Origin of the sequence: Bradyrhizobium sp. CCBAU 11357, from assembly GCF_028128865.1 — a bacterium.
Classification (GTDB): Bacteria; Pseudomonadota; Alphaproteobacteria; order Rhizobiales; family Xanthobacteraceae; genus Bradyrhizobium.
Map to the genome: position 1 here is coordinate 50,728 of NZ_LBJW01000110.1, position 25,131 is coordinate 75,858.

Consider the following 25,131-nt stretch of genomic DNA (forward strand, 5'->3'; position numbering starts at 1 on the left):
TGCCCGCGCCAATTTCCAGCGCGCGGGAAACGACTGAAGCGAGGGAGCGACGCCGCGATGGAGAAGGGCATTTTTGCAGGCCTGAAGGTTCTGGACTGCGCAAGCTTCATCGCAGCGCCCGCGGCCGCGACCGTGCTGTCGGATTTCGGTGCCGACGTCGTCAAGATCGAGCCGCCCGGCGCCGGCGACCCCTACCGCAATCTGCCCAACATTCCGGGCTATCCGGGCGGCGAGCACAATTACGCCTGGCTGCTGGAGGCCCGCAACAAGAAGAGCATCGCGCTCGACCTGTCCAAGCCTGAAGCGCAGGCCGTGCTCTACAAGCTCGTGGAAGAAGCCGACGTCTTCATCACCAACATGCCGCCGCCGGTGCGCGCCAAGCTCGGCATCACCTATGACCATCTCGCTCATCTCAACGACCGGCTGATCTACGCCTCCTTCACCGGCTATGGCGAAAAGGGCGAGGAGGCCAACAAGCCCGGCTTCGACAGTAACGCCTATTGGGCGCGCTCCGGCCTGATGGACCTGGTCCGCGCCGACATCGACACGACCCCGGCCCGCTCGGTCGCCGGCATGGGCGACCACCCCTGCGCCATGGCGCTCTACAGCGCGATCGTCACCGCGCTCTATCAGCGCGAGAAGACCGGCAAGGGCTCGCATGTCGCCTCCAATCTGATGGCGAACGGGGTATGGGCCGCGGGCACGCTGGCGCAGGCCAAGCTCTGCGGCGCCAAATTCGCCGAGAGACGGCCGCGCGAGCGCGCGCTCAACGCGGTCGCCAACCACTACCAGTGCAGGGACGGCCGCTGGCTGATCCTGTCGCTGCTGAGCGAGGAGAAGCAGTTTCCGACGCTGGCCAAATGCCTGGGACGCGAAGACCTGATCAATGATCCCCGTTTCGTCACCAAAGCCGACCGGCACGCCCGCTCGGTCGAGCTGATCAAGATCCTGGACGAAACCTTCGCCACCAGGGATCTCGCCGAATGGCGAAAAATCCTCGACGGCAATGGCCTCGTGTTCGGCGTCGTCGCGATTCTGGACGACATCCCGAACGACAAGCAGATGATCGACAACGAGGTGCTGGTGCCGTTCGAGAACGACACCATGCTGACCATCAACAGCCCGATCTGGATCGACGGCGCCAAGAAGGTGCAGCCGCGCAAGCCGCCGGCCGTCGGCGAGCACAGTGATGAGATTTTGCGCGGGGCGGGATATGACGAGGCGGCGATCAAGCAGCTGCGGGGCTCGAGAGCGGTGGGGTAGGCCCGTCGTCTCCACAAACTCCGTCATTGCGAGCCAACGGGTCCGCGCGGAGCGCGGCCCGATGACAGGCTCCGCGAAGCAATCCAGGGTGTCTCCGCGGATGCATTGCTGGATTGCTTCGCTGCGCTCGCAATGACGATGCCAAACGATCTCGCTATAATCTTACGACAAAACGCCCTGCGCGAGGTCTCATGCCCAGCTATCGCCTGCACTACTTCCCCGAATCCGGCAACAGCTACAAGCTGGCGCTGATGCTGACGCTCTGCGGCGAGACGTTCGAGCCGGTCTGGACCGATTTCGCCGGCGGCGTCACGCGCACGGCGGAGTGGCGCAAGGCCGTCAACGAGATGGGCGAGATTCCCGTGCTCGAGGTCGACGGCGTGAAGATGACGCAGACCGCGCCGCTGCTGCTGAAACTGGCCGAGCAATACAGCCGTTTCGGCGCCGGAACGGAGGACGAGAAGTTCGAGCTGTTGCGCTGGCTGTTCTGGGACAACCACAAGCTCACCGGCTACATGGCGACCTACCGCTTCATGCGCGCCTTCACCGAGAAGAACGACCCGCAGGTGCTGAAGCATTTTCGCCGGCGGCTCGAGGACTTTCTCGGTATCCTCGACGGTCATCTGCAGCACAATGATTTCGCGATCGGCGCAAGGCCGACGGTCGCCGACATCTCGATGATGGCCTATCTGCATTATCCGAGCGATGAGCACGGCTTCGATTTCGCTGCGAGCCATCCGGCCATCCATGCCTGGCTCGGCCGCATGGCCGCGCTGCCGGGCTGGAAGCCGGCGTACGAGCTGCTGCCGGGAAAACGGATGACGAATTGCGCGAAGTGACGGCTCCGATCACCTCAGCGACAGCCAGCCCAGCGTGAGCAGAATCCCGCCGATGATGACGGCTACCGCGACCGCCCAGATGCTGACGCGCGCGCTGCCAATGACCTGCTTGGCTTCCTCATTGCGCGCAATCTCGCGATTGCGCTCCTTGTTGGCTTCGCTGGTATTCGTCATGGGTCATCCAAATCGCTTGCGGGCATTATTTTGCGCGTGATCTTTCCGGAAAACCGCTACACACTTTGCGCTAGCGCGGCCCTCCGGGTCCGGATCACGCGCTAACGCGTCTTGATGAAGCACATGCCGATGCGGCGCGAGGCCGCGGCGGCCTGGCAGGTCAGACCGTTAGCACAGCTCCATGACGTAAAACTCTTGTCCGGCGTGCCCGATCCCGCATCTTGCAGGGAACAATGCGCGCCCCAGCCGTCCTGATACTCGCTGCCGGCCAGCTCGCTTCTGCCGCGGGTCTGCGGCCTATCGGCAAATCCGCGTGAGAAATCAGGGCTTTTTCCGGCCGCGAACGCGGTCAGGATGTCGCGGCGGCGGAGCTGGTCGCCGAAGAAATGCGGCGAGGCCGGCACGATGGTGGAACTGGACGGCTTGTCCGCAAGCCAATCGACGCCCGGGAAATGGAAGCCGCCGATGCCGCGGGTCTGGTGGCAGCCGGCGCAGGTGACGTCGTTGAGACGGCGCTGGAAGCCTGCAAGCGAACGGACGTTCTGCATATCGAGGCCGCGGGCCGCCGCCTGCTTCAGCGCGCCGACCACGTCATTGTCGGTGAAGACGGGATCGCCTTTGCCCTCCCCCTGCATCAAGCCGAACTCCGGCTGCAAGGCCGAAGCGTCGAGGCCGGCGGGGGTCGGCACCATTGCGGCCTTGGCCAGGAATCTCTCCGGGATCAGCACCGTGCCGCGATCGAACTCGCGCAGGTTCTCGGGCGCGAGCATCCAGGCCTTGAAGTCGCGCCGCAGCGTATCGTCGGCGAGAATGCGGTCGCGGTCGATCTGGTTCTCCAGCGTCGATTCCCCGAACGTCCTGGTGGCAGCGTCGTACTTGAACACCTTCAGAAGATAATCCGAGCGGAAATCGTGCAGCGCCGATTTCGGCGCGACCGAGACCTGGATGTTGATCTCGATCTGGTCGAGCATGGCGTCGTCAGGCGGGAAGCGGCTGCCGATCAAACCTTGCCAGTCGCCATTGTCGAGCCAGCGCCGCGCGATCTCGGCGCAGCTGACCGGCTTGCCGTTCGCATCCGCCTGGCGCGCGTCGCGCGCCTTCATCACCAGGTTGAACGTCATCGGCAGGCGCGTTGCGGTCTTGCTGCCATCCGGCCCGCTATCGAACCGCGCGAGACGAAAGATCAGCCGGATCTCGCCGCAGGACTCTTGCGAGACATAGGCACGGTCCATGCGATTGACGATGCCGGCCAGCACAAACCGCGCCTCGCGCGATTTCAGATTGGCCCGATCGAACAATTGCGCGTCGAACCCCTCGCCGACGCCGATGGTCTCGCCCGGATAGGTCGCCTTGTACCAGGCGATGTACCGTTCGAATTCCGCATCGATCGCGGGCAGAATCGCCTTCAGCTGCGGCAGCGAGGCGAACATCAGCTCGGTCGTGAGCGGGACGTCCGAAGTCCGCTCCGGCGACAAAAGGCGCGAGATCGTCAGCGTATTGTTCTGGTCGAGCTTGCGCAGGAGAGCCGGATCGGTGATCGAGGTGCCGCGGGTCAGCGCTGTGCTGTCCGCTGCGAAGAGCGAAACGACACCGCCCAGCAATGCGGCGGCAGCAACGAGAATTCGCAAGGCGTGGCCCATGCCTGAGGTAACACCGCACAGAGACGCCTATTCAAGCAAAAAAGGCGCCTCACATCGCGGTGAAGCGCCTCTTCGAAAGTCGGATACCGGACGCTCAGCGTCCGGTGATCAGCCCCCTGCTGGTGACGACCACCCAGCGGCCATCCTGGCGGCGGATCGCATCGACACGGCCGACGCCGGGAATGGGATCGCCGGGATAGACCTCGTAGAGGCCGTCGCGGCCCTCGATCAGCGCGCCGCCATTGCTGGCGTTGCGCAGCCGCCAGCCCTCGATCGTCGGCAGACGTCCGACTTCGGTCTTGGGAGCTGCGGGCGCCGGAGCCGCCGCGGCCGCCGCGGTCGAGACCTGGGTCTGGGGCTGGGTCGGCGCGATCGAGCCGGTGGTCTCCTTGGGCATCGCTGCTGCGGCCTGCGCGGGCGCGGCGGGCGGCGTGGCGCGGAGCTTGTCGACGGTCTCGGACAGCTTTGCGATCCTGGCCAGCGGCTCGGCCTGCGCCTTTTCGAGCTTGTCCAGCCGGTCGTTGGCGCGGTTGAACTGGCTCAGGCCGGACTTGGAGCTCTGCTCGACATTGGCCTTCAGTGCGACGAGGTCGGCATCGATACGCGCGACCGAGGCATCCAGCGCACTGGTGTCGGCGACCTGGACCGGCGCCTGGGCTGGAGCAGCGAAATGCATCATGCCGGCGGTCGCAAGCGCGCCGCTGATCGCGCCGACGCTGGCGGCAATCGCCACCACCGCGGCCATCGCCGACAGGCGACGCTTGCTGCCGGCCTCGCGCGGTTCGTCCGCCTTCACATGGGGGGCGAAGTCCTCACGGTCCCACGAACGATCCGTGGGCGCCATGACAATCAGCTTGCCGGGCTTCGGCTCAGTCTTGACCTCAGTCTTGACCTCAGTCTTGACCTCAGTCTTGGCTTCGACCTTCGGCACTTCGATCCGCGGCGGCTCAATCTTCGGGGCGTCCGCCTTGACCGGATCCGGCTTGACTGGATCGGGCTTGGGCGGTGCTTCGTGGTCGGGGGCGATCGAGGGGGCGTCGATACCGGCGGCAACCCCGACGGCCTGCGGCGCTGCGGCGTCGACAGCACCGGACTCCTGGGCAGCCTGCTCGGGCATGGGTTCGCTCACGGCTCAAATACTCCAGTCTCGGTTGACCTTTTGGTAACTTTCATTGCTTGCGAAATCCTTACCTCGGGACCCGCTTACCGAAATTTTAGGAAGTTATCCGGGGCCGAATTGGGCCGGGAAAGTGGAACCGGTGTGGCGGGCGTGAAACAATTCGTAATTGGGGGAAGATGAACGGAGGCGGAATGGGAATGCCGTCGCCCTTCGAGGCTCGCTGAAAAAACGGCCACCTCAGGTGACGGTCAGGGAGTTGGGCGCGCCGCATCTATGTCGTCATTGCGAGCGTAGCGAAGCAATCCAGAATCCCTCCGCCGATGCAGTCTGGATTGCTTCGCTACGCTCGCAATGACGGAGTGGATGATCGGCCAGGCGTTCACATCACGACCGGCGCATCCGGCAGCTCGTTCGCATGCGGGCCTTGCGGCGGAAAATGCTTTGCCAGCTCGCGCGACACTGCCTCGATGCCATTGATCACGCCATGTTCGAACCGGCCCGACCTGAACTCGGCCTCCATCGCGCGGCAGATCGTCTCCCAACCGTCCGCGCCAACCTTCGCATCGATGCCGCGATCGGCGATGATCTCGACGTCGCGGTCGGCGAGCAGGAGATAGATCAGAACGCCGCTGTTGTGCGCGGTGTCCCAGATACGCAGATGCGAGAACACGTCGAGCGCGCGCGCGCGGGCCGGCTGGTTGCGGAACAGCGGACGGCCGTCGAGCGCCCCTTCGACGACGAAGCGGACCTGGCCGGAATGGGTGGCTTCGCCGCGCTTGATTGCCTGCTCGATGCGGTCGAGCACGGCTTGCGGGAAAATCTGCTTCGCCCGCCAATGATGCTGCACAAGATGCGTGGCAATGCGCTTGATGCTCATGTCCTACCAGCTCCCCGAGGCACCGCCGCCGCCAAAACTGCCGCCACCGCCGCTGAAGCTGCCGCTGTCGCTGCTGCTGGAAGATCCGCTGCTCCAGCCACCCGAGGAGCCGCTCGACCACGAGCTGCCGCGCGAGCGTCCCGTGCCCGGCGTGATCGCCGAAAACAGATCGGCGATAAATCCGATGATGAAGCCGAGCACGCCGACGGCCGCGGCGAGCGCAGCGGAGCCGAGGATGAACCAGGTCACCGCTGCGATGATGCCCCCGGTCACCAATGATCCGAGCAGCCGCCCCAGGACCGCGCGGAAAAAACCGCCGACGCCGATCGAGGCGAACAGCGCCACGGCAAAGACCGGCGCGAGATCGTCGAGATTATGGGCGAAATTGACGCTGCGCGAGGGTGACGGCAGCGGCTCGCCGTCGATCACCCGCATCATGCGGTCGACGCCTGCGCTGATGCCCGCGGCAAAATCGCCGCTCCTGAACTTCGGGGTGATATCCTCGTCGATGATGCGCCGCGAGGTGACGTCGGTGAGCACGCCTTCGAGACCGTAGCCGACCTCGATGCGCAAATGCCGGTCGTTCTTGGCGACGACGAGGATCGCGCCGTCGTCGACCTTCTTGCGGCCGATCTTCCAGGCCTCCGCGACCCGGATCGAGAATTGCTCGATCGTCTCCGGCTGCGTGGTCGGGACGATCAGGACGGCGATCTGGCTGCCCTTGCGGTTCTCGAAATCGCGCAGCTTTTGCGTGAGCGTGGCGATGTCGCTGCTGGAGAGCGTGCCGGTCTGATCGACGACGCGGCCGGTGAGCTGGGGGACGGCGACGTCGGCGTGGGTGGGGGTGGAGATAACGCTGGCGAGCAGCAGTGCGACGATGAGGACGACCGAAGAGAGGGCCGGACCAGCCCACCACACCCTCGGTGTCATCGCCCGGCTTGACCGGGCGATCCAGTATTCCAGAGACGCCGGCGGGATGCGGAGAGGCCGCGGCGTACTGGATTCCCCGCTTTCGCGGGGAATGACAGGGGTGGGTGGGGTTAAGAGCATTCGCGAAACGACGCAGCTACTTCGACGGCGCCGGCGCCGTGTTAAAATCCACCTTGGGCGCGGTCGAGATCGCCTTCTCGTTCTCGACCGAGAAGTTCGGCTTTTCCTTGTAGCCGAACGCCATCGCGGTGAGATTGGTCGGGAATGAGCGGATGGTGACGTTATAGTCCTGCACCGCCTTGATGTAGCGGTTGCGCGCCACCGTGATGCGGTTCTCGGTACCCTCGAGCTGCGACATGAGGTCCTTGAACAAGGCATCGGACTTCAGCTGCGGATAGTTCTCGGTGACGACCAGGAGGCGCGACAGCGCGCTGGAGAGCTCGCCCTGCGCAGCCTGGAATTTCTGAAATGCGGCCGGATCGTTCAGCACCTCCGGCGTTGCCTGGATGCTGCCGACCTTGGCCCGCGCATTGGTGACGCCGAGCAGCACGTCCTTCTCCTGCTGGGCAAAGCCCTTCACCGAGTTGACGAGGTTGGGCACGAGATCGGCGCGGCGCTGATACTGGTTCACGACCTCGGACCAATTGGCCTTGATCTGCTCGTCCTCGCTCTGGATCGCGTTGTAGCCGCAATTGGTCAGGCTCAGCGAGGCCAGGGCGGCCAGCACGGTCAGGATCTTGCGCATTAAATTTCTCCCGGTGGAATCCGGCGCAAACTACCAGATTGCGCGCCCGAGAAAAGCAGCCGGCTGACGCAAGCCTCTTGCCTATCGCAGGCCGACATAGTCAACTCCCGCAAAACAAAAGCGGAAAAGCCAGGGGGAACGCGATGTCCTCGTTCGAGACCATCCTCGTGGAACGGCCGGAGCCGGCGATCGTCCGTGTCGTGATGAACCGGCCCGAGGCGCGCAACGCGCAGAACCTGCAGATGACCTACGACCTCAACGCCGCGTTCGATGCGGCGGTGCAGGACGACGCAGTCAAGGTGATCATCCTCGCCGGCAACGGGCCGCACTTCTCCTCCGGCCATGACCTGCGCCCCGGAGACAAGAATACCGCAGGGGTCGATTTTCCGCCGATTGGAAATTGGGGTGGCTTTGCCGAGCCGAACGCCCATGGCCGCTTCGCCCGCGAGCAGGAAATTTATCTCCAGATCACGCGGCGCTGGCGCAACCTTGCGAAGCCCACCATTGCCGAGGTCCACGGCAAGTGCATCGCCGGCGGCCTGATGCTGGCCTGGGCCTGCGACCTCATCGTCGCCAGCGACGATGCGCAGTTCTGCGATCCCGTCGTCACCATGGGCGTCTGCGGCGTCGAATGGTTCGTGCATCCCTGGGAGCTGGGTGCGCGCAAGGCCAAGGAGTTCCTGTTCACCGCCGACAGCTGGAGCGCCGAGGAGGCGCACCAGCTCGGCATGGTCAACCAAATCGTGCCGCGCGCCGAGCTGTCGTCGCGCGTGCTGGAGCTGGCACGAAGGATCGCGACAAAGCCGTCCTTCGCGCTGAAGCTGACCAAGGAGGCGGTCAACCGCTCGGTCGACGTCATGGGCCAGCCGGCCGCGATCGACCAGGCTTTTGCGCTGCATCAGCTCTGTCACGCCCACAATCTCCAGGAGTTCGGCATGATCGTCGATCCATCCGGCCTGCATCCCTCCGTGCGGAAGCCGCCGGCCGCCGCGGAGTAGACGCGATGGATCTCAATCTCAGTGACGAGCAAAAGTTGCTGCGCGAAAGCGCGGAACGCTTTGTAGTCGAAAGCTATGACGCCGATCATCGCCGCAAGATGACGAATGACCCACTCGGCTTCAGCCCGGCCGTTTGGAAGCAATTCGCCGAGCTCGGCTGGCTGGCACTGCCGCTTCCCGAAGAGTATGGCGGGCTCGGCGGCAACGCGGTCGATATCGGCATCCTGATGGAGGCCTTTGGCCGCGGCCTGGTGTCGGAGCCCTATGTCGCAACGGTCGTGCTCGGGGCCGCGCTGATCGCCAGATGCGGCACCAGCGAGCAGAAGCAGGCGAGCCTGCCCAAGGTGGCGGACGGATCGCTGAAGCTTGCCTTTGCGCATGCCGAGCGCGCCGCCCGGTTCGATCTTGCCAGGGTCACGACCAGCGCCAACAAGACAGGACAAGGCTGGCGCCTGTCCGGCAGCAAGATCGCCGTGCTCGACGGACATGCCGCCGACGAGATCATCGTCTCCGCCCATATCCACGATCATCGGGGACCCCAGGGGCGGATCGGCCTGTTCCTCGTGCAGGCGACGACGCCCGGCCTCGTCATCAGTGATTATCCGCGTCTCGGCGGCGGACGGGCCTGCAACATCGAGCTGCTCGAGGCGCATCTGCCGGAAGACGCCCTGCTCGGCGACGGCAGCGACGCCCTGCCCGCGATCGAATGGGCGGTCGATCGCGCCATGGCCGCGTTAGGGGCGGAAGCTGTCGGCATCATGCAGACGCTGCTCGACACCACGCTCGACTACACCAAGATCCGAAAACAATTCGGCCGGCCGCTCTCGGCCAACCAGGTGATCCGCCACCGCCTCGCCGACATGGCGATGCAGGTCGACGAGGCGCGCTCGATGGCGCTGCGGGCTGCGTTGAAGGCCGATAGCGCGCCGATCGAGCGGGCCCGGGCGGCGTCGGGCGCAAAGGCGAAGATCGGAAAATGCGCGCGCTTCGTCGGCGAGCAGTCGATCCAGCTCCATGGCGGCATGGGCGTCACCGAGGAGCTCGAGGTCGGCGCCTATTTCAAGCGGCTGGTCGCCTTCGACACGCTGTTCGGCGGCACCGCGCATCACTATGCCCGCCACGCCGAGCTGGGCCGCAGGGCCATCTCGGCCTAACAAGGAGCGCATCATGGACCTGTCGTTCAATGCCGAGGAGCGCGCCTTCCAGGACGAGGTGCGCGGCTTCATCGCCAAGAATCTCACCGAGGAGATGAAGCGCGCGACCGGGCTGACGCCATCGGTGTTCTCCGATCCTGATATCGGCATGGCCTGGCAGCGCGCGCTGCACGCCCAAGGCTGGGGCGCGCCGGGCTGGCCGGTCGAATATGGCGGCCCCGATTGGACGCCGGCGCAGCGCTGGATCTTCGAAACCGAATGCGCCCGCGCCGGCGTGCCCAATGTCAACGTGATGGGCGTCAAGATGGTCGGGCCCGTCATCATCGGCTTCGGCTCGCCGGAGCAGAAGAATTTCTACCTGCCGCGGATTCTCTCCGGCGAGGATTATTGGTGCCAGGGCTATTCCGAGCCGGGGTCCGGCTCCGATCTCTCCTCGCTCAAGACCCGCGCGGTGCGCAACGGCGACGACTACGTCATCAACGGCACCAAGATCTGGACCACGCACGCCCATCACGCCAACCGCATGTTCGCGCTGGTGCGCACCAGCGACGGGCCGCGGCAGCAGGACGGCATCAGCTTCATCCTGATCGACATGAAGACGCCGGGCATCACCACGCGCCCGATCCTGACCATCGGCGGCGACCACGAGGTCAACCAGGTGTTCTTCGACGACGTCCGCGTGCCCGTCGCCAACCGCGTCGGCGAGGAAGGCAAGGGCTGGACCTACGGCAAATACCTGCTCGAGTTCGAGCGCGGCGCGGGCATCGCCTCGGCCAAGCTGCGCGAAGGATTGAAGGCGATCGCGGACCTCGCCGAGTCCGACCTCACGGGGCGGGCGATCGACAGCCCCGACATCGCAACGCGGATCTCGGAGGTGGAGGTCGATATCGACGCGCTGGAGATGACCGAGCTGCGCGTGCTCTCGGCGCTGCAGACGGGGCAGAATCCCGGCGCGGTGTCGTCGATCCTGAAGCTGCGCAACAGCGAGATCCGCCAGGCCGTGACGCGGCTCGGCGCCGACGTGATCGGCCACGACGCCCTCGCCGTCGAGCCGATGCGCCCGCTCTACAAGCTCAACCACGAGTCCGCGATCCCTGAGGAGATGCTGACGGTGATGCCGGAATATCTCAACGGCCGCGCCTACACCATCTTCGGCGGCACCTCGGAGATCCAGCGCGACATCATCGCGAAGATGATGCTGGGGATTTGAGCTCAAGGCTCTCTCCGCCGTCATTGCGAGGAGCTCTTGCGACGAAGCAATCCAGAATCTTTCCGCGGAGAGAAACTGGATTGCTTCGCTACGCTCGCAATGACGGTGCTACCCCACCGCCTTCGCGTCCCGGATCGCCTGCCAGATCTTCTGCGGCGTCAGCGGCGTGTTCAGCTCGGTGATGCCGAGCTCGGCGAGCGCGTCCATCACGCCGTTGGTGACGCAGGGAGGTCCGCCGATGGCGCCGGATTCGCCGCAGCCTTTGGCGCCGAGCGGATTGGTGCGGCAGGGCGCGGTGTCGTCCAGCGTCACCACGATCGGCGGGACGTCATCGGCGCGCGGGATGCAGTAATCCTGGTAGCTCGCCGTGAGGAGCTGGCCGTCGGCATCGTAGGAGACGCCTTCATACAGCGCCTGGCCAATGCCCTGCGCGACGCCGCCATGGATCTGCCCCGTGACTAGCATCGGGTTCACGGCAACGCCGACGTCGTCGACGGTGGTGTAGCGCACGACCTTGGAGACGCCGGTCTCGGGGTCGATCTCGACCTCGCAGATATGCGTGCCGTTCGGCCAGCTCGGTCCGTCCACCTCGCCTTCGGAATCGACGCTGAGCCTGGCGCCGTTCTCCCTGTCGGCGAGGTCGAACAGGCTGATGCGGCGGTCGGTGCCGACCACGGTGAGCATGCCGCCCTGATATTCGATGTCCTCGACCGAGGTCTCCAGCACGTTCGCCGCCTTCTCGCGCGCCTTCTGGATCAGATCGTTGGAGGACACCGCGACCGCGGTCCCGCCGACGAACAGCGAGCGCGAGCCGACGCTACCGAAACCCATGGCGAGATCAGTGTCGCCCTGGACGACGTCGATCTTGTCGAGGGGAATACCGAGCGAGTCGGAGATCATCTGGGTGTAGGTGGTCTGCAAGCCCTGCCCCATCGCCATGGTGCCGGAATGCAGCACGACGCGCCCTTGCGAGGTCGCGTGCAGGCTGACCTTCTCGGTGTGGGCGCGGCCGCCGGTCCACTCGATGTAGGAGGTGAGGCCGCGGCCGTAGAGCAGGCCCTTCTTCTTCGCCGCCTTCTTGCGCGCGGCGAAGCCGTCCCAGTCGGCAAGCTTCGCGGCGCGATCGAGCATGTGCGCGAAGGCGCCGGAATCGTAGACCTGCCCGGCCGCATTGGTGTAGGGCAGCTGCGCCGGCTTGATGTAATTGGCTTTGCGGATCGCACGCGGATCCATGCCGATTTTTCGCGCAGCAGCGTCGAACAGGCGCTCGACGATGAAGACGGCCTCAGGCCGGCCCGCGCCGCGATAGGCGCCGACAGGCGCGGTGTGGGTCATCACCGTCTTCACCTCAAAGTGCACCAGCGGCAGGTCGTAGACGCCGGTCTGCACGAACGGCCCGAGCACCAGCGGGATGATGTTCGCCGCACCCGAGGAATAGGCCCCGGTGCAGCCGATCGACTTGACGCGATAGGCCAGCACCTTGCCCTTCTCGTCCAGCGCGAAAGAGGCCGTCGAGGTCAGATCGCGGCCGTGGGTGCCGCCGACGAATTCGTCGGTGCGATCGCCGCGCCAGCGAATCTTCTTGTTCAGCTTGGTCGCGGCATAGGCGACGATGCCGTCTTCGGGATAGAGATTGGTCTTCTGGCCGAAGCCGCCGCCGATGTCGCCGACCAGCACGCGGACGCTGTCCTTCGGGCGCTTGAGCACGGCTTCCGCCAGCACGTCGCGGGTCGAGGCCGGCGTCTGCGACTGCACGTGCAGAAGGAGACGGCCGGACTTCTTGTCGATCTCGGCAATAGTCGAGCGCGGCTCCATCGCCGATGGCACGAGGCGCTGGCTGACGATGTCGAGCTCGACGGTGTGCGCCGCCTTGGCAAAGGCCTCGTCGACCTTGGCGGCATCGCCGTAAGCCATGGCGCCGACGATGTTGTCGGGCGCCTCCGGCCACACCACGGGCGCGCCTGATTTCACCGCCTCGACGGGATCGACCACCGCGGGCTGCACGTCGTATTCGACCGAGATCGCCTCAGCCGCGGTCTGCGCCTCCACGCGCGATGATGCCACCACCGCGGCCACGGCCTCGCCGGCATAGCGCACGACCTCGTGGGCGAGCAGCCGGCGCGGCGGCACAGTCATCGGCTTGCCGTCCGGGCGCTTGAAGATGTTCAGCGTCGGGATCGTGCCGATGTCGTCCTTGATGAGGTCCGCGCCGGTGTAGATCGCGGCGACGCCGGGCATCGAGGCCGCGGCACTGGTGTCGATCGAGACGATCTTCGCGTGGGCGTGCGGCGAGCGCAGCACGTGCAACCACAAGGCGCCGTCCGCCGGCTTGTCGTCGATGAACTGTCCCTTCCCGGTGAGTAGCCTCTGATCTTCCAAACGCTTGACGGGCTGCCCCGCTCCGAAACGCAAATTGCCGGGAAGAATGTTCATTCCACTGTATCCTCGAGACCGGAAAACGACCGCGGCGGTTTTAACCGATTTTGCGCGCCAGACAACCGAGCCCCGGCACATCTGCAATGCGCATCAAGGCCTTTGCAGGCGCGGATTGGGCGGCTAGGACCGGTCGATATCGACGATGCTCACATTCACATCGCGGCTGTCCGAGCCGCGCTTGACCGTGAGCCGAACGGTCTTGCCGGCCCCGGCCTGCTCCAGCGCATCGGTCAGATCGGAGAGGCGGCGCACCGGCTTGCCTTCGGCCGCGGTGATGATGTCTCCGACCGCGCCCGTCGAAAAGTTGACGCCGCGAATGCCTGCCCGCTCGGCAGGACTGCCGGGGGCCGTGCGCACCACGATCAACCCCTCGACGCCAAGCCGCGTCGCGACATCCTCGCCGGCGGCCACGATGCCGATGCCGGGCGTCGGCACCCGGCCGTTGCGGATGAGCTCGGGCACGATCCGGTTCACGACATCGACCGGCACCGCAAAGCCGATACCGGCGTTCGAGCCGGACGGCGATATGATCGCGGTGGTGACGCCGATCAGCCGGCCGGCGGAATCCAGCAACGGCCCGCCCGAATTGCCGGGGTTGATGGCGGCATCGGTCTGGATGACGTTGGCGATCTCCCGGCCGCCATGGGTCGGGAGTCGGCGCTTGAGCGCGCTGATGATGCCGGAGGTCATCGACTGATCCAGCCCGAAGGGATTGCCGATCGCGAAGGCGGATTGCCCGACCTTCAGGTCGCTCGAGCTGCCGAGAGCGATCGGCGACGGAAGCTGACGCACGCTGCGAATGCGCAGCACCGCGAGATCGTAATTGGGAGCCGTGCCGACCAGGTCGACCTGGGCCACTTCACCCGACGCAAAGCGCACGGCGATCTCGCCGCCATTGGCGATGACGTGATTGTTCGTCACCAGGTGACCCTCGCCGTCCCAGACGAATCCCGTGCCGGAAGCGCCGCCACCGCCCTGGCTCTCCTCGCCCATGAGGGGACTTGCCGCCGACCTGGCCGCGACCTGAACGACCGACGGCGATACGCGCTCGAAGATGTCGATGGTCGCCCTTTCTCCGTCCCACAGCGGGCCGCGTTGCTCGACGGCACGTGCGGAGGGCGCCGACCAAGGGACATACGAGATCGGGACATGCAGGATCTTCGCGGCTGTGACGGCGAGCAGCAGGGCGGCGAAGGCTGCTGCAGCAATCGCGTAGCGACGATTCATTGGTGACCACCGTGTCTTGTGCTGAACGCGGGCTCTGACATGCGCATGCGTAGGCGACAGAGGTCGCTGACGCAGCAACGTCGCAAACGGACGGAAGTTTCTCGGTTGGGCAGGTAAGGGCCTTTTTGGCTCCCGCAGGGGTGCCGGGGCATATTGCCGCGTGGCAAGCAGCTATGTCAGCTCCCGCAACGCCGCTTCCACCACCTTGCGCGCCTCGGCCGTCAGCGGTGCCTGCGGCGGGATGGGCTCGCCAACGTCATAGCCCTGGATCGAAAGACCGGCCTTGATGCAGGCTGCGAGATTGAAGCGGGCGAAGGCTTCGTTGATCCGCCAGAGCCGGCGCTGCAGCGCCATCGCCTCGTCCCAGCGGCCGGCCTTGCTGAGCTCGTAGAGCATCACGCTCTGGCGCGGGATGATGCAGGCAGGTCCCGCCATCCAGCCGCGGCCGCCGATCAGCATCACCGCCGCCGGAATGTGGGCGGACGCGGAGAACACGCGCAAGGCGTCGCCGCAGCGGTTCATGATCGAGAGCAGCCGACCGGTGTTGGTCGAGGCATCCTTGATGTAGCCGATGCGCGGATGCTCGGCGAGACGCGCGATGACGTCGAGGGTGAGATCGGAGCGCTGGAATTGCGGATTGGTGTAGATGACGACGGGAATGTCCACGGCATCGGCGATGGCGCGGAAGTAGGATTCGACCTGCGCATCGGCCAGCGGGAAATACGCCTCCAGGATCGCCAGGATGCCGTCGGCCCCACACTTCTGGTAGGCTTTCGCCTGCGCCACCGCATCCGCCGTCGAAGTCGAGGCGACGCCGGCGACAACAGGCACGCGGCCCTGCGCCGCCTCAATCGTGGTCTGCACGACCGCCGTGCGTTGCGCGGCGTCGAGATAGGCGAATTCGCCGGTCGAGCCCAGCGGCGTCAGTCCGTGCACGCCGGCGCCGATCAGGTCGTCGCAGAGTTTTGCCAGCACGTTGGTCCGCACCGTGCCGTCGGCATCGACGGGCGAGACGAGGTACGGAAAGACACCGTGGAATTCGGACATGTCGGCGCGGATCCCGGTCGATTGGTTTGCGTCTGACCGCTCTTACCAATGCCTGCGCCGGCGATCAAACCCTGAGCAGACGCACCCGCGTGCCCCAGGGATCGACCGCCTCCACCCCGTCCGCGAGCGGCGTGACTTTCGCGCCGCCCTTGCGCAGCCGTTCTTCCTGCGCGGCGAGCAGCTCCGGCTTTGCCATCACCAGCGAGAACCAGGCAAGGCCGGTCGCGGATTCGTCGCGCTGGCCGGCGCCCTGGCTCTGCCAGACGTTCATTCCGAGGTGATGGTGATAGCGACCCGACGACAGGAACGTTGCGCCGTTGCGCTTGCGGGTCGGGTCGAGGCCGACCGTGCCGTGGTAGAAGCTCTCGGCCTGCGCGAGATCGCCGACGCGCAGATGCATGTGGCCGATGCGCATTCCGTCCGGCGCCTTGGCGTAATCAGGCACGCGCGTGTTGGTCAGCGACAGCAGGTCGGGAATGTTGAGCTCGTCGGTCGCCATCTTCACGCTGCCCTCGCTCCACTGCCATTGCGAGGGGTCGCGGTCGGCATAGACCTCGATACCGTTGCCTTCGGGGTCGTCGAGATAGACGGATTCGGAGACGAGATGATCGGCAAAGCCCGACAATGGCACGCGGTGCGAGGCGGCGTGAACCAGCCAGCGCGCCAGGTCCTTGCGCGTCGGCATCAGGAAGGCGGTGTGGTAGAGGCCGGCGGTGTTGCGCGGCTCGATTGCTGCATCGGGCCGGGCCTCCAGCACCAGCAGCGTGAGGCCTGATGTGCCGAGCCTGGCCGTGGCCGCCGAGCGCTCCATTACGGTGAGGCCGATCACGTCGCGGTAGTAATCGGCCACCTTGTCGAGGTTCTTCACCCGCAGCGTCACCATGCCGACCCGCATCGGCGTGCGGCTGGCAAACGTCGGGCCGCCGCCCTGCGGTGTGCCCTCGGCACGGGCTGCGGCTGCGGCGGCCATCGCGAGCGAGGTGGCGCCGGCGAGCTGCAGCAGGGCGCGGCGGGTGAGATCGATGGTCATGAGGGCTCGAAGTCCTTGAGGCCACGGGGCGCAATTTCGGGATTGCTACACGTTCCCGTGAGGCGCTCCCAATCACATGTTCGTCGGCCGTGGTCCTACGGAGGCCTGCCCCTTTCCTGGCCACCCGGCCAGTTTCGCAATCGCCCGCGGCATCCCAGATTGAGGACAACTTACAGGAGCCCGCCATGACCGATCTCAGCCCCCTGTCCTCACTGTCGTCCGCGTTCGCGGAATTGGCGGCGCGCACCGCGCCGTGCGTCGTCTCCGTGCATTCGCATCGCTCCCGCGCCACCGGCTTTGTCTGGAAGAGCGGCCTGATCGTCACCGCCGACGAGGCACTGGCCGACGAGGGCGAGGTCGAGATCGGCCTCGCCGACGGCAGCCGGGCCGCCGCCACGATCGCCGGGCGCGACCACACGACCGACATTGCCCTGCTGCGCACCGAGGCCGCGGTCACGCCGGTCAAGCTTGCCACCACGGTCCCACCGCTTGGCACGTTGTCGATCGTTGTCGCCACCAACCGCGAGACGCCGAGCGCCGCGCTCGGAATGGTCTCAGCGTCCGGCAAGGGCTGGCGCTCCCTGCGCGGCGGCGACATCGATGCCCGGATCGAGCTCGACGTTCGCCTGCGCGAAAGCCAGCAGGGCGGCCTGGCGCTCGATGCGTCGGGCGACGCCTTCGGCATGGCCGTGCTGGGGCCGCGGCGGGTGCTCGTCATACCGACGGCAACGATCGAGCGCATCGCGCCGCAGTTGGAAAGCCGCGGCCGCATCGCGCGCGGCTATCTCGGCCTTGGGCTGCAGCCGGTGCGGCTCGACGACGGCATCGGCGCGATGGTGATGAGTGTCGACAAGGCCGGTCCTTCGGCCGCGGCCGGCATCCGCCAGGGCGACGTGATCGTGGCGGTCAACGACCAGAAACTGTCGGGCGTGCGCGCACTGTCGCGGACGCTGGGACCTGCGAGCGTCGGCGCGGTGGTCGACGTCGCCGCGCGCCGCGGCGGCGAGCCGGTCAGCTTCAAGGTCACGGTCGGCGAGAGGCCGGAGGCGTGAGCGAGGACAAGACGGCCGAGATCGTACTCGCCCTGGAGATCGACGATCCCGCCCTCGCCGATCGCCTGTCGGCCCTGCTCGGCAATGTCGCCGGGCTTCGCCTCGCTGCGCCCGGCGAAGCCGCCGCGGCGACGATTGTCGCCCGCGATCCGCGCATCAGCCCTGCGGACATCGCGCTGACGCAGCGCGAGCTCGACGTGCTGGCGCTGATGGCCGAGGGTGCCTCCAACAAGATGATCGCGCGGCAGCTCGGCATCTCCGTGCACACCGTGAAATTCCATGTCGGCTCGCTGCTCGACAAGCTCGATGCCACCGGTCGCACCGATGCAGTCGCGCATGCGGCACGCCGCGGCGTGATCGAGCTCTGAGTCACCGAGCCTCACTTCGCCGAAGTCGGCGGGAAGCTGAGCTCGACCTTCAGGCCCGGTGCATTGTCATGCAGCGCAATCTCGGCGCCATGAAGCCGCGCGACCGCGGCGACGAGGCTGAGACCGAGGCCGTTGCCCGGCGTGTAGCGGCTCTGCTCAAGCCGGTAAAAGCGCTTGAAGACATGATCGCGCTGCTCGGCGGGAATGCCAGGACCGTCGTCGGCAATCGAGATCACCGCACCGCCATCGGTCCTGCGGCAGCTCACGATCACCTGCCCGCCCCTGCGGCCGTGCTTGATCGCGTTGTCGACGAGATTGGCGATGGCGTCGAACAAGAGGTCGCGGTCGCCGGTGATCGCGACCTCGCGGTCGCCGTCGAGGCTGAGGCGCGTGGCAATTTGCTCGGCGGCAGCATCGTAGAGCTCGACCACCTCGGCGGCGATCTCGGAAAGATCAAGCACGCGGAAGGCGCCGGTGCGGGCGCGGGTCTCGATCTCCGAGATCCGCGTGATGGAGGCGAACATGCCGAGCACGGCATCGAGATCGGCGATGGTGTCGCCGATCAGCGCGGCGTCCGTCTCGCTGTTGCGCTCGTGGTGATAGGCCTTCTCCAGCCGGCCGCGCATCCGCGTCAGCGGCGTGCGCAGATCGTGCGCGACATTGTCGCTGACCTGCTTGACCTCGCCCATCAGCGTCTCGATGCGGTCGAGCATATGATTGAGGTTTTCGGCGACGCGATCCCACTCGTCGTTGCTGCCGCGCAAGGGGATGCGCTGGTCGAGGCCTGCGAGCATGATGGCGCGGCTGGTGGCATTGATCTGCTCGATCCGGCCCACGGTGCGCCGCGTCACCAGCACGGCCGCAAGCCCGGCGAGCACCAGCAGGAGCGCGGCGACGGCAGCCATCGCGAGCTCGATCATGGCGGTGAAGCCGTCATGATCGCCGACCGTGCCGAGCCGGCTCTCCACATAGGCCAAGGTGCCGAAATAGACGTACGCCATGATCGCCGCGACGATCATTCCGAACGCTGCGATCGCGATCAGCGCCAGGCGGAAGGTCGAGGAGCGGAGCGTCTTAGCCAGGAGCACGGAGGCAATATCCGATGCCGCGGATGGTGTGGATCAGCGGATAGGCCTGGGCATCGTCGACCTTGCGGCGGACGCGGCCGACATAGACATCGATGATGTTGGTGGAGGGATCGAAATGCAGGTCCCAGACGTGCTGCAGCAGCATCGCGCGGGAGACGACGCGGCCCTCGTTGCGGACGAGATATTCGAGCAGCTGGAATTCCCGCGGCAGCAGCGGGATCTTGCGGCCGCGGCGAGAGGCGCTGCGCGCGATCAGGTCGACGGCGAGATCGCCGACGCGCAGCAGCGTTTCCTTGGCGATGGTCTCGCTGCGGCGGCCGAGCGCCTCGAGCCGCGCCAGCAATTCGGTGAAGGAAAACGGCTTGACGAGGTAGTCGTCGCCGCCGGCGCGCAGGCCGCGCACGCGGTCGTCGACTTCGCCGAGCGCGGAGATGATCAGGAAGGGGGCGGCAACGCCGTCGTCGCGCAGCTGGCGCATCACGCTGATGCCGTCGATATCGGGCAACATGCGGTCGATGGTGATCACCGCATAGTCGCGCGCGGCGCCGTGGCTGAGAGCTTCGCGCCCGGTGGCGGCGAGGTCGACGTCGTAGCCCGAAACCGTCAGCTCCTCGACGAGCTGGCCTGCGGTCTCCGGATCGTCCTCGACGACCAGGATGCGACGGTGACCTCCGGTCATGCAAAACTCCGCGCGACAATCGCCACCAGACTATCCCGTTCCGGGGCTGGACGGAACCGCCCGGTGGCGATCGCGACAATGGTGCGGCACGGCGATGCTAGTACCAATAGTCTCCGCACACATTGACCCATTGCCATCCATAGGGCGTCCAGCTCCTGCGCCAGCAGCCGTCATTGTAGCCGGCGTAGACATAGGGGGCGCCGAAGACGGCGAACCGACGGAAATGGTGGTGATGGCGGAAGCCGTGATGGCCATGCCAGCCCGCGCCGGCGAAGCGCGGCCCGATCGCCGCATGCGCGAAGCGGGCGCCGCCGACGTGGGCGAAACGTGCGCCTCCCATGCCGGCAGCCCGCATGCCGCCGAAGCCGCCGGCGTGCATGCCACCGCCGAAATGCCCAGCGCCCCCGAAATGGCCACCACCGCCATGGCCGCCGCCGCCATGGCCGCCACCGCCAAAGCCGCCGCGCGCGAGCGCCGGTGACGCGACCGCCATCATGGCCGCGATCACGCTCGCCGTGAGGCCTTTGAGAAGCCTGTTGTTCATCGAAGCGTCCTCCTTGCAGTGCGGCCGCCTTGGCGCCGCCCGAGGACGATCATGTGAGAGCAAGGGACCGGCATCTTCAACTTACAAACGCGCCAGATTCTGACGCGGGAGTTAGGGGGGGCGCTACTCTCACCTCGTCATTGCGAGCGCAGCGAAGCAATCCAGAGTCTTTCCGCGGCGGGAGTCTGGATTGCTTCGCTACGCTCGCAATGACGACGTGGATGGAGCGAGGTCCGACCTCTCCCCGCAAAGAGAGGGGAGAGGTAAAGCGTCACGCCCGCTTGCCGTTGTTCTTCTCCGCCGCGCGGCGCAGCGCTTCGGCGAGCGCGCCGCCGCCCGAAGACTCCTGCTTGCGCGGCGCGGACGAGGTCATGCGGCTCGCGTTGCGCTGATTGTTGTCGCGCTGCATGCCGGGGGCGTCCTTCTTCGCGCCGACCTCGTCGTCAAGGCGCAGCGTCAGCGAGATGCGCTTGCGGGCGACCTCGAAGTCCAGCACCTTCACCTTGACGATGTCGCCGGGCTTCACCACCTCGCGCGGGTCCTTGATGTAGGTCTTGGACATCGCCGAGATGTGCACGAGGCCGTCCTGGTGCACGCCGATGTCGACGAAGGCGCCGAAGGCGGCGACGTTGGTCACGGTGCCCTCGAGGATCATGCCCTTCTTGAGATCCTTGATCTCCTCGACGCCTTCCTTGAACACCGCCGCCTTGAACGCGGGGCGCGGGTCGCGCCCGGGCTTTTCCAACTCGCGCAGGATGTCGGTCACGGTCGGCAGACCGAAGGTCTCGTCGACGAAATCCTTTGGCTTCAAGGTGCGCACGACGTCGCCGTTGCCGATCAGCGCCTTGATGTCGCTCTTGGTCGCTTCGAGAATCCGCCGCACCACGGGATAGGCCTCCGGATGCACGCCGGAGGCATCGAGCGGATCCTCGCCGCCGAGGATGCGCAAGAAGCCCGCGCACTGCTCGAACGCCTTCGGCCCGAGCCGCGGCACGTCCTTGAGCGCCTTGCGCGACTTGAACGGACCGTTGGCGTCGCGATGCGCCACGATGCTCGCGGCGAGGCCGGAGCCGACGCCCGAGACGCGCGCCAGCAGCGGCGCGGAGGCGGTGTTGACGTCGACGCCGACCGCGTTGACGCAATCCTCGACCACGGCATCGAGCGATTTAGCGAGCTTGGCCTGGCCGAGGTCGTGCTGATATTGGCCGACGCCGATCGCCTTCGGCTCGATCTTGACGAGCTCGGCGAGCGGGTCCTGCAGGCGCCGCGCGATCGAGACCGCACCGCGCAGGGTGACGTCGAGGCCGGGCAGCTCCTCGGAGGCGAAGGCCGAGGCCGAATAGACCGACGCGCCGGCTTCCGACACCACGATCTTGTTCATCTTCAGCTCGGCCAGGCCCTTGACGAGATCGCCTGCGAGCTTGTCGGTCTCGCGGGAGGCCGTGCCGTTGCCGATCGCGATCAGCTCGACACGGTGCTTCAGCGCGAGCTTGCCGAGGATCGCGAGCGACTCGTTCCACTGCCGCTGCGGCTCGTGCGGATAGATCACGGCGGTATCGACGACCTTGCCGGTCGCGTCGGTGACGGCGACCTTGACGCCGGTGCGGTAGCCGGGATCGAGCCCCATGGTGACGCGGGTGCCGGCGGGCGCGGCCAGCAGCAGGTCGCGCAGGTTCGAGGCGAACACGCGCACGGCCTCGGTTTCGGCCGAGTTCCACAGCCGCATGCGCAGATCGATATTGAGATGCACCTGGATCTTGGTGCGCCAGGCCCAGCGCACGGTGTCGATCAGCCAGCGGTCGCCGGGGCGCTTGAGGTCGGCAATGCCGAAGCGCTTCATGATCTTCAATTCATAGGCGCTCGGCACGCCCGGCGGCGGCGCCTCCGCCTCGGCCTGGATTTGCAGATCGAGGATCTCTTCCTTCTCGCCGCGGAACATCGCGAGGATGCGGTGCGAGGGCAGTTTCGTCAGCGGCTCGGAGAAATCGAAATAGTCGGCGAATTTTTCGCCCTCGGTCTTCTTGCCGTCGCGCACCTTGGAGGCCATGCGCGCATTGGTCCACATCTCCTCGCGCAAGGCGCCGATCAGGTCGGCGTCCTCGTCGAAGCGCTCGACCAGGATGGCGCGGGCGCCGTCGAGCGCGGCAGCGGCATCCGCGACGCCCTTCTCCGCGTTGAGGAATCCTTCGGCGACAACCTTCGGATCATTGCCGGGCTCGGCCATGAGCTGGTTGGCGAGCGGCTCGAGGCCGGCTTCCTTGGCGATCTCGGCCTTGGTGCGGCGCTTCGGCTTGAACGGCAGATAGATGTCCTCGAGGCGGGCCTTGCTGTCGGCCGCCATGATCGAGGCCTCGAGCGCGGCATCGAGCTTGCCCTGCTCGCGGACCGATTCGAGGATGGCCTTGCGACGGTCCTCGAGCTCGCGCAGGTAGACCAGGCGCTCATCCAGGGTGCGCAATTGCGCGTCGTCGAGCGCACCGGTCGCTTCCTTGCGGTAGCGGGCGATGAAGGGAACCGTGGCGCCGCCGTCAAGCAGAGTCACCGCCGCCTCGACCTGCTCCGCCCGTACCCCAAGCTCCTGCGCAATTTTCTGGTTGATGTTGGCCACGCGAGATTCCCTCTATCCTAGCACGCGGGCGGGGGCGAACCACCGGCCGCGGGACGCCGCTTATGGACCAACCAAGGTTGATTCATCAAGGTGCGGCGCGCAACCGTCGACAGAGGATTTTTTTTGCCCGACCGATGCGATCTCGCCACAATCCTCGATATGAGGCCGCGCTCTCGTGTCCCGGACGCGCTGCGTCCGGGGCACGAGAGCGGAATATGTCGCGCACACTCTCCTCCTCGTCATTGCGAGCGAAGCGAAGCAATCCAGAGTCTTTCCGCGGAGGGATTCTGGATTGCTTCGTCGCTTCGCTCCTCGCAATGACGGGAACAAGGGGCCGCATCGCCAGCTTCCAATCCACATTCAACGCGCAGACATGCCTTTGCATCCTCGCGGCGGAACAGGCCCGAGCTTTGCGCTGGTCGCGACACCCTCTGTCAGAGGGCGCAGGGAAGACCGGGTGCCGGCCGGGCACCCACGGTCCACTGTGCGAAGGTTGCGCTACAAGAGGCTGCACAGCGGCATACAGGTGAAGCCAAACATCCGGCCTTCCCTGCGCAGGGGAAAATAAATACCCGCATGTACATGTAGAGACCTGTATGGACCAGCCAACGCGTTGATCCAACGCAGCTTATTGCCATATTGTGCCACACGCATCCCTCCGCATTCCCACACACCATTGGGACAAAACCGGGGACACACATGGCACGCAAAGTTCGTCATAGCGCCCTAGAGAGCCGCAGCGCGCGTCTGAAATTGCAGGCTCGTCGCAAACCTTATCCGGGGCCGTCGCTTGCGCGCGGCGTCTCGCTGCTCTACCGCCGCAACAAAACCAACGGCACCTGGGTGCTGAAGGCCAGCGACGGCCACGGCGCCTATTGGACCAAACGTATTGGCGACGCGGACGACTACGCGGACAGCGACGGCAAGGCTGTGCTGACGTTCTATGAGGCGCAGGACGTAGCGAAGCGGTTGGCGCGTGGCGATGACGGCACCGGCGACAATGCACCTGTCACGGTGGACGGCGCCCTGACCGCCTATGAAACTGATCTCAAAGCGCGCAGCGCCAACCCCTACAACGCACAATGGCCACGGGTGCACCTCACATCCGTACTGATCGCCAAGCCGGTCGCCCTGCTCACTTCGAACGAGTTGCAGAAGTGGCGCGACGGCCTGCTGACCAAGATGGCGCCTTCAACGATCAACCGGCTCTGCGGTTGCGTGTGTGCGGCGCTGAAGCTGGCTGCACAGCACGATCAGCGCATTCAGAACAAAACCGCATGGGACCTTGGTCTCGCCGGTCTGCCGGACGCGCAGGAGGCCCGCAACGTCGTCCTGTCCGATCACAAAGTACGGGAGTTTGTCGCCGCCGCCTACACAATCGATGAGAAATTAGGACTGCTGACCGACACGCTGGCGATCACAGGTGCGCGCCCGAGCCAAGCCGTGCGCCTGCGCGTTGCCGATCTGGACGCCCACCCAGTGCGGCCGAAACTCTCGATGCCGAACTCAGCTAAGGGCGGCGGACGCAACCGCGCCAAGAAGAAGGCCGAGCGCTACAGCGTGCCGATCACCGCGCAGCTCGCGACCAAGCTGAGAGAGGCTGCGAAGGGCCGCGCCGATGACGAGCCGCTGCTGTTGCAGAGCGATAGCACGCCTTGGAGCGCGAACCCCGGCCAGACCTATCATCGGCAGATCGACAAGGTCGTCACATTGATCGGGCTCGACCCTTCCGTCGTGACGATCTATGCACTGCGGCATTCGAGCATCGTGCGCATGCTGTTGAAAAATGTGCCGATCAGGTTGGTTGCATCATTGCATAACACCTCGGTCGCCATGATCGAACGGACGTATTCGAAATACATTACCGAGCACAGCGACGACATCTCGCGCAAAGCCCTACTGCACGTTGAGATACCGACCGGTGACAACGTGCTCCCGTTGGCGTCGTAGGACGAGAATTACCACTTCGGACAGCGCGACAAGATAATCACATCGGCGATAGCTACTGCCGTCGGCTTGGGGCTCTGCAAATTTTGACAATATCGGTAACTCGACGAACTTATCGGTAAGTCCATTCAAAAATCGAAGCAGGCGGCCTACTC

General features: G+C 65.8%; 22 protein-coding genes. 8 read left to right on the forward strand and 14 right to left on the reverse strand.

Features of this window, described 5'->3' with window-relative positions; genetic code table 11:
• Window positions 1-57: 57 nt before the first annotated feature.
• Both XI05_RS30355 and XI05_RS30360 read left to right on the forward strand, forming a co-directional pair.
• A complete protein-coding gene (locus tag XI05_RS30355; protein ID WP_271508664.1) occupies window positions 58-1,263 on the forward strand; it encodes a CaiB/BaiF CoA transferase family protein in 1,206 nt (401 codons plus the stop codon).
• Between the two features lie 191 nt (window positions 1,264-1,454).
• Window positions 1,455-2,102, forward strand: a complete 648-nt coding sequence (locus XI05_RS30360; protein WP_271508665.1) for a glutathione S-transferase family protein — start codon at window positions 1,455-1,457, stop codon at window positions 2,100-2,102.
• A gap of 9 nt (window positions 2,103-2,111) precedes the next feature.
• Here XI05_RS30360 and XI05_RS30365 read toward each other — a convergent pair whose 3' ends face one another.
• The 6 genes from XI05_RS30365 to XI05_RS30390 all read right to left on the reverse strand — a co-directional run bounded on the left by XI05_RS30365 (window position 2,112) and on the right by XI05_RS30390 (window position 7,588).
• The gene (locus XI05_RS30365; protein WP_271508669.1) at window positions 2,112-2,276 is read right to left on the reverse strand and encodes a hypothetical protein; all 165 of its coding nucleotides are present in this window, start codon (window positions 2,274-2,276) and stop codon (window positions 2,112-2,114) included.
• A gap of 101 nt (window positions 2,277-2,377) precedes the next feature.
• A complete protein-coding gene (locus XI05_RS30370) occupies window positions 2,378-3,916 on the reverse strand; it encodes a hypothetical protein (RefSeq protein ID WP_271508672.1) in 1,539 nt (512 codons plus the stop codon).
• Between the two features lie 94 nt (window positions 3,917-4,010).
• Complete coding sequence (locus tag XI05_RS30375) at window positions 4,011-5,033, reverse strand: hypothetical protein (protein ID WP_271509375.1); 1,023 nt, start codon at window positions 5,031-5,033, stop codon at window positions 4,011-4,013.
• Window positions 5,034-5,415: 382 nt separating this feature from the next.
• Complete coding sequence (locus XI05_RS30380; protein ID WP_271508675.1) at window positions 5,416-5,913, reverse strand: TPM domain-containing protein; 498 nt, start codon at window positions 5,911-5,913, stop codon at window positions 5,416-5,418.
• A 3-nt stretch (window positions 5,914-5,916) separates the two neighbouring features.
• On the reverse strand, window positions 5,917-6,843 hold the full coding sequence (locus XI05_RS30385) for a TPM domain-containing protein (RefSeq protein WP_271508678.1): 927 nt from the start codon (window positions 6,841-6,843) through the stop codon (window positions 5,917-5,919).
• Window positions 6,844-6,979: 136 nt separating this feature from the next.
• Window positions 6,980-7,588 (reverse strand): LemA family protein, encoded by a 609-nt coding sequence (locus XI05_RS30390; protein ID WP_271508681.1) that lies wholly within the window; start codon window positions 7,586-7,588, stop codon window positions 6,980-6,982.
• Between the two features lie 143 nt (window positions 7,589-7,731).
• On the opposite strand from XI05_RS30390, the gene XI05_RS30395 reads away from it, so the two are divergent.
• Genes XI05_RS30395 through XI05_RS30405 form a run of 3 tightly spaced genes read left to right on the forward strand, consistent with a single transcriptional unit; the run spans window position 7,732 to window position 10,950 of the window.
• Window positions 7,732-8,586: an enoyl-CoA hydratase gene (locus XI05_RS30395; protein ID WP_172788434.1), complete on the forward strand. Its 855-nt coding sequence runs from the start codon at window positions 7,732-7,734 to the stop codon at window positions 8,584-8,586.
• Window positions 8,587-8,591: 5 nt separating this feature from the next.
• Window positions 8,592-9,740 (forward strand): acyl-CoA dehydrogenase family protein, encoded by a 1,149-nt coding sequence (locus tag XI05_RS30400; RefSeq protein ID WP_271508682.1) that lies wholly within the window; start codon window positions 8,592-8,594, stop codon window positions 9,738-9,740.
• Window positions 9,741-9,753: 13 nt separating this feature from the next.
• Window positions 9,754-10,950, forward strand: a complete 1,197-nt coding sequence (locus XI05_RS30405; RefSeq protein WP_271508685.1) for an acyl-CoA dehydrogenase family protein — start codon at window positions 9,754-9,756, stop codon at window positions 10,948-10,950.
• A gap of 108 nt (window positions 10,951-11,058) precedes the next feature.
• Here XI05_RS30405 and XI05_RS30410 read toward each other — a convergent pair whose 3' ends face one another.
• From XI05_RS30410 to XI05_RS30425, 4 genes are all read right to left on the reverse strand, one after another.
• The gene (locus tag XI05_RS30410) at window positions 11,059-13,383 is read right to left on the reverse strand and encodes a xanthine dehydrogenase family protein molybdopterin-binding subunit (protein WP_271508688.1); all 2,325 of its coding nucleotides are present in this window, start codon (window positions 13,381-13,383) and stop codon (window positions 11,059-11,061) included.
• A gap of 123 nt (window positions 13,384-13,506) precedes the next feature.
• Window positions 13,507-14,613, reverse strand: a complete 1,107-nt coding sequence (locus XI05_RS30415; RefSeq protein ID WP_271508690.1) for a S1C family serine protease — start codon at window positions 14,611-14,613, stop codon at window positions 13,507-13,509.
• Between the two features lie 171 nt (window positions 14,614-14,784).
• Window positions 14,785-15,660 (reverse strand): dihydrodipicolinate synthase family protein, encoded by an 876-nt coding sequence (locus tag XI05_RS30420; protein ID WP_271508693.1) that lies wholly within the window; start codon window positions 15,658-15,660, stop codon window positions 14,785-14,787.
• Window positions 15,661-15,724: 64 nt separating this feature from the next.
• Window positions 15,725-16,690, reverse strand: coding sequence for a VOC family protein (locus tag XI05_RS30425; RefSeq protein WP_271508695.1), 966 nt, complete (start codon window positions 16,688-16,690; stop codon window positions 15,725-15,727).
• A gap of 185 nt (window positions 16,691-16,875) precedes the next feature.
• On the opposite strand from XI05_RS30425, the gene XI05_RS30430 reads away from it, so the two are divergent.
• A complete protein-coding gene (locus XI05_RS30430) occupies window positions 16,876-17,742 on the forward strand; it encodes a S1C family serine protease (protein ID WP_271508697.1) in 867 nt (288 codons plus the stop codon).
• On the forward strand, window positions 17,739-18,110 hold the full coding sequence (locus XI05_RS30435) for a response regulator transcription factor (protein ID WP_271508700.1): 372 nt from the start codon (window positions 17,739-17,741) through the stop codon (window positions 18,108-18,110). Before XI05_RS30430 ends, XI05_RS30435 begins: the two co-directional genes overlap by 4 nt.
• 11 nt (window positions 18,111-18,121) lie before the next feature.
• Here XI05_RS30435 and XI05_RS30440 read toward each other — a convergent pair whose 3' ends face one another.
• The 4 genes from XI05_RS30440 to XI05_RS30455 all read right to left on the reverse strand — a co-directional run bounded on the left by XI05_RS30440 (window position 18,122) and on the right by XI05_RS30455 (window position 23,029).
• Entirely contained in the window at window positions 18,122-19,198 is a 1,077-nt protein-coding gene (locus XI05_RS30440; protein ID WP_271508703.1) for a sensor histidine kinase, read from the reverse strand.
• The gene (locus XI05_RS30445) at window positions 19,185-19,877 is read right to left on the reverse strand and encodes a response regulator transcription factor (protein ID WP_172788444.1); all 693 of its coding nucleotides are present in this window, start codon (window positions 19,875-19,877) and stop codon (window positions 19,185-19,187) included. The genes XI05_RS30440 and XI05_RS30445 overlap by 14 nt, the downstream gene beginning before the upstream one ends.
• A 97-nt stretch (window positions 19,878-19,974) precedes the next feature.
• Window positions 19,975-20,421, reverse strand: coding sequence for a hypothetical protein (locus XI05_RS30450; protein WP_271508705.1), 447 nt, complete (start codon window positions 20,419-20,421; stop codon window positions 19,975-19,977).
• A 271-nt stretch (window positions 20,422-20,692) separates the two neighbouring features.
• On the reverse strand, window positions 20,693-23,029 hold the full coding sequence (locus XI05_RS30455) for a Tex family protein (protein ID WP_271508707.1): 2,337 nt from the start codon (window positions 23,027-23,029) through the stop codon (window positions 20,693-20,695).
• A 699-nt stretch (window positions 23,030-23,728) separates the two neighbouring features.
• On the opposite strand from XI05_RS30455, the gene XI05_RS30460 reads away from it, so the two are divergent.
• Window positions 23,729-24,979: a tyrosine-type recombinase/integrase gene (locus XI05_RS30460; protein ID WP_271508709.1), complete on the forward strand. Its 1,251-nt coding sequence runs from the start codon at window positions 23,729-23,731 to the stop codon at window positions 24,977-24,979.
• Window positions 24,980-25,131: the final 152 nt, after the last annotated feature.

Excerpts from the sequence above, each read along its gene's own strand:
- XI05_RS30355 (WP_271508664.1), top strand. The coding sequence starts at position 58 with ATGGAGAAGGGCATTTTTGCAGGCCTGAAGGTTCTGGACTGCGCAAGC.
- XI05_RS30360 (WP_271508665.1), top strand. The coding sequence starts at position 1,455 with ATGCCCAGCTATCGCCTGCACTACTTCCCCGAATCCGGCAACAGCTAC.
- XI05_RS30365 (WP_271508669.1), bottom strand. The coding sequence starts at position 2,276 with ATGACGAATACCAGCGAAGCCAACAAGGAGCGCAATCGCGAGATTGCG.
- XI05_RS30370 (WP_271508672.1), bottom strand. The coding sequence starts at position 3,916 with ATGGGCCACGCCTTGCGAATTCTCGTTGCTGCCGCCGCATTGCTGGGC.
- XI05_RS30375 (WP_271509375.1), bottom strand. The coding sequence starts at position 5,033 with ATGCCCGAGCAGGCTGCCCAGGAGTCCGGTGCTGTCGACGCCGCAGCG.
- XI05_RS30380 (WP_271508675.1), bottom strand. The coding sequence starts at position 5,913 with ATGAGCATCAAGCGCATTGCCACGCATCTTGTGCAGCATCATTGGCGG.
- XI05_RS30385 (WP_271508678.1), bottom strand. The coding sequence starts at position 6,843 with ATGACACCGAGGGTGTGGTGGGCTGGTCCGGCCCTCTCTTCGGTCGTC.
- XI05_RS30390 (WP_271508681.1), bottom strand. The coding sequence starts at position 7,588 with ATGCGCAAGATCCTGACCGTGCTGGCCGCCCTGGCCTCGCTGAGCCTG.
- XI05_RS30395 (WP_172788434.1), top strand. The coding sequence starts at position 7,732 with ATGTCCTCGTTCGAGACCATCCTCGTGGAACGGCCGGAGCCGGCGATC.
- XI05_RS30400 (WP_271508682.1), top strand. The coding sequence starts at position 8,592 with ATGGATCTCAATCTCAGTGACGAGCAAAAGTTGCTGCGCGAAAGCGCG.
- XI05_RS30405 (WP_271508685.1), top strand. The coding sequence starts at position 9,754 with ATGGACCTGTCGTTCAATGCCGAGGAGCGCGCCTTCCAGGACGAGGTG.
- XI05_RS30410 (WP_271508688.1), bottom strand. The coding sequence starts at position 13,383 with ATGAACATTCTTCCCGGCAATTTGCGTTTCGGAGCGGGGCAGCCCGTC.
- XI05_RS30415 (WP_271508690.1), bottom strand. The coding sequence starts at position 14,613 with ATGAATCGTCGCTACGCGATTGCTGCAGCAGCCTTCGCCGCCCTGCTG.
- XI05_RS30420 (WP_271508693.1), bottom strand. The coding sequence starts at position 15,660 with ATGTCCGAATTCCACGGTGTCTTTCCGTACCTCGTCTCGCCCGTCGAT.
- XI05_RS30425 (WP_271508695.1), bottom strand. The coding sequence starts at position 16,690 with ATGACCATCGATCTCACCCGCCGCGCCCTGCTGCAGCTCGCCGGCGCC.
- XI05_RS30430 (WP_271508697.1), top strand. The coding sequence starts at position 16,876 with ATGACCGATCTCAGCCCCCTGTCCTCACTGTCGTCCGCGTTCGCGGAA.
- XI05_RS30445 (WP_172788444.1), bottom strand. The coding sequence starts at position 19,877 with ATGACCGGAGGTCACCGTCGCATCCTGGTCGTCGAGGACGATCCGGAG.
- XI05_RS30450 (WP_271508705.1), bottom strand. The coding sequence starts at position 20,421 with ATGAACAACAGGCTTCTCAAAGGCCTCACGGCGAGCGTGATCGCGGCC.
- XI05_RS30460 (WP_271508709.1), top strand. The coding sequence starts at position 23,729 with ATGGCACGCAAAGTTCGTCATAGCGCCCTAGAGAGCCGCAGCGCGCGT.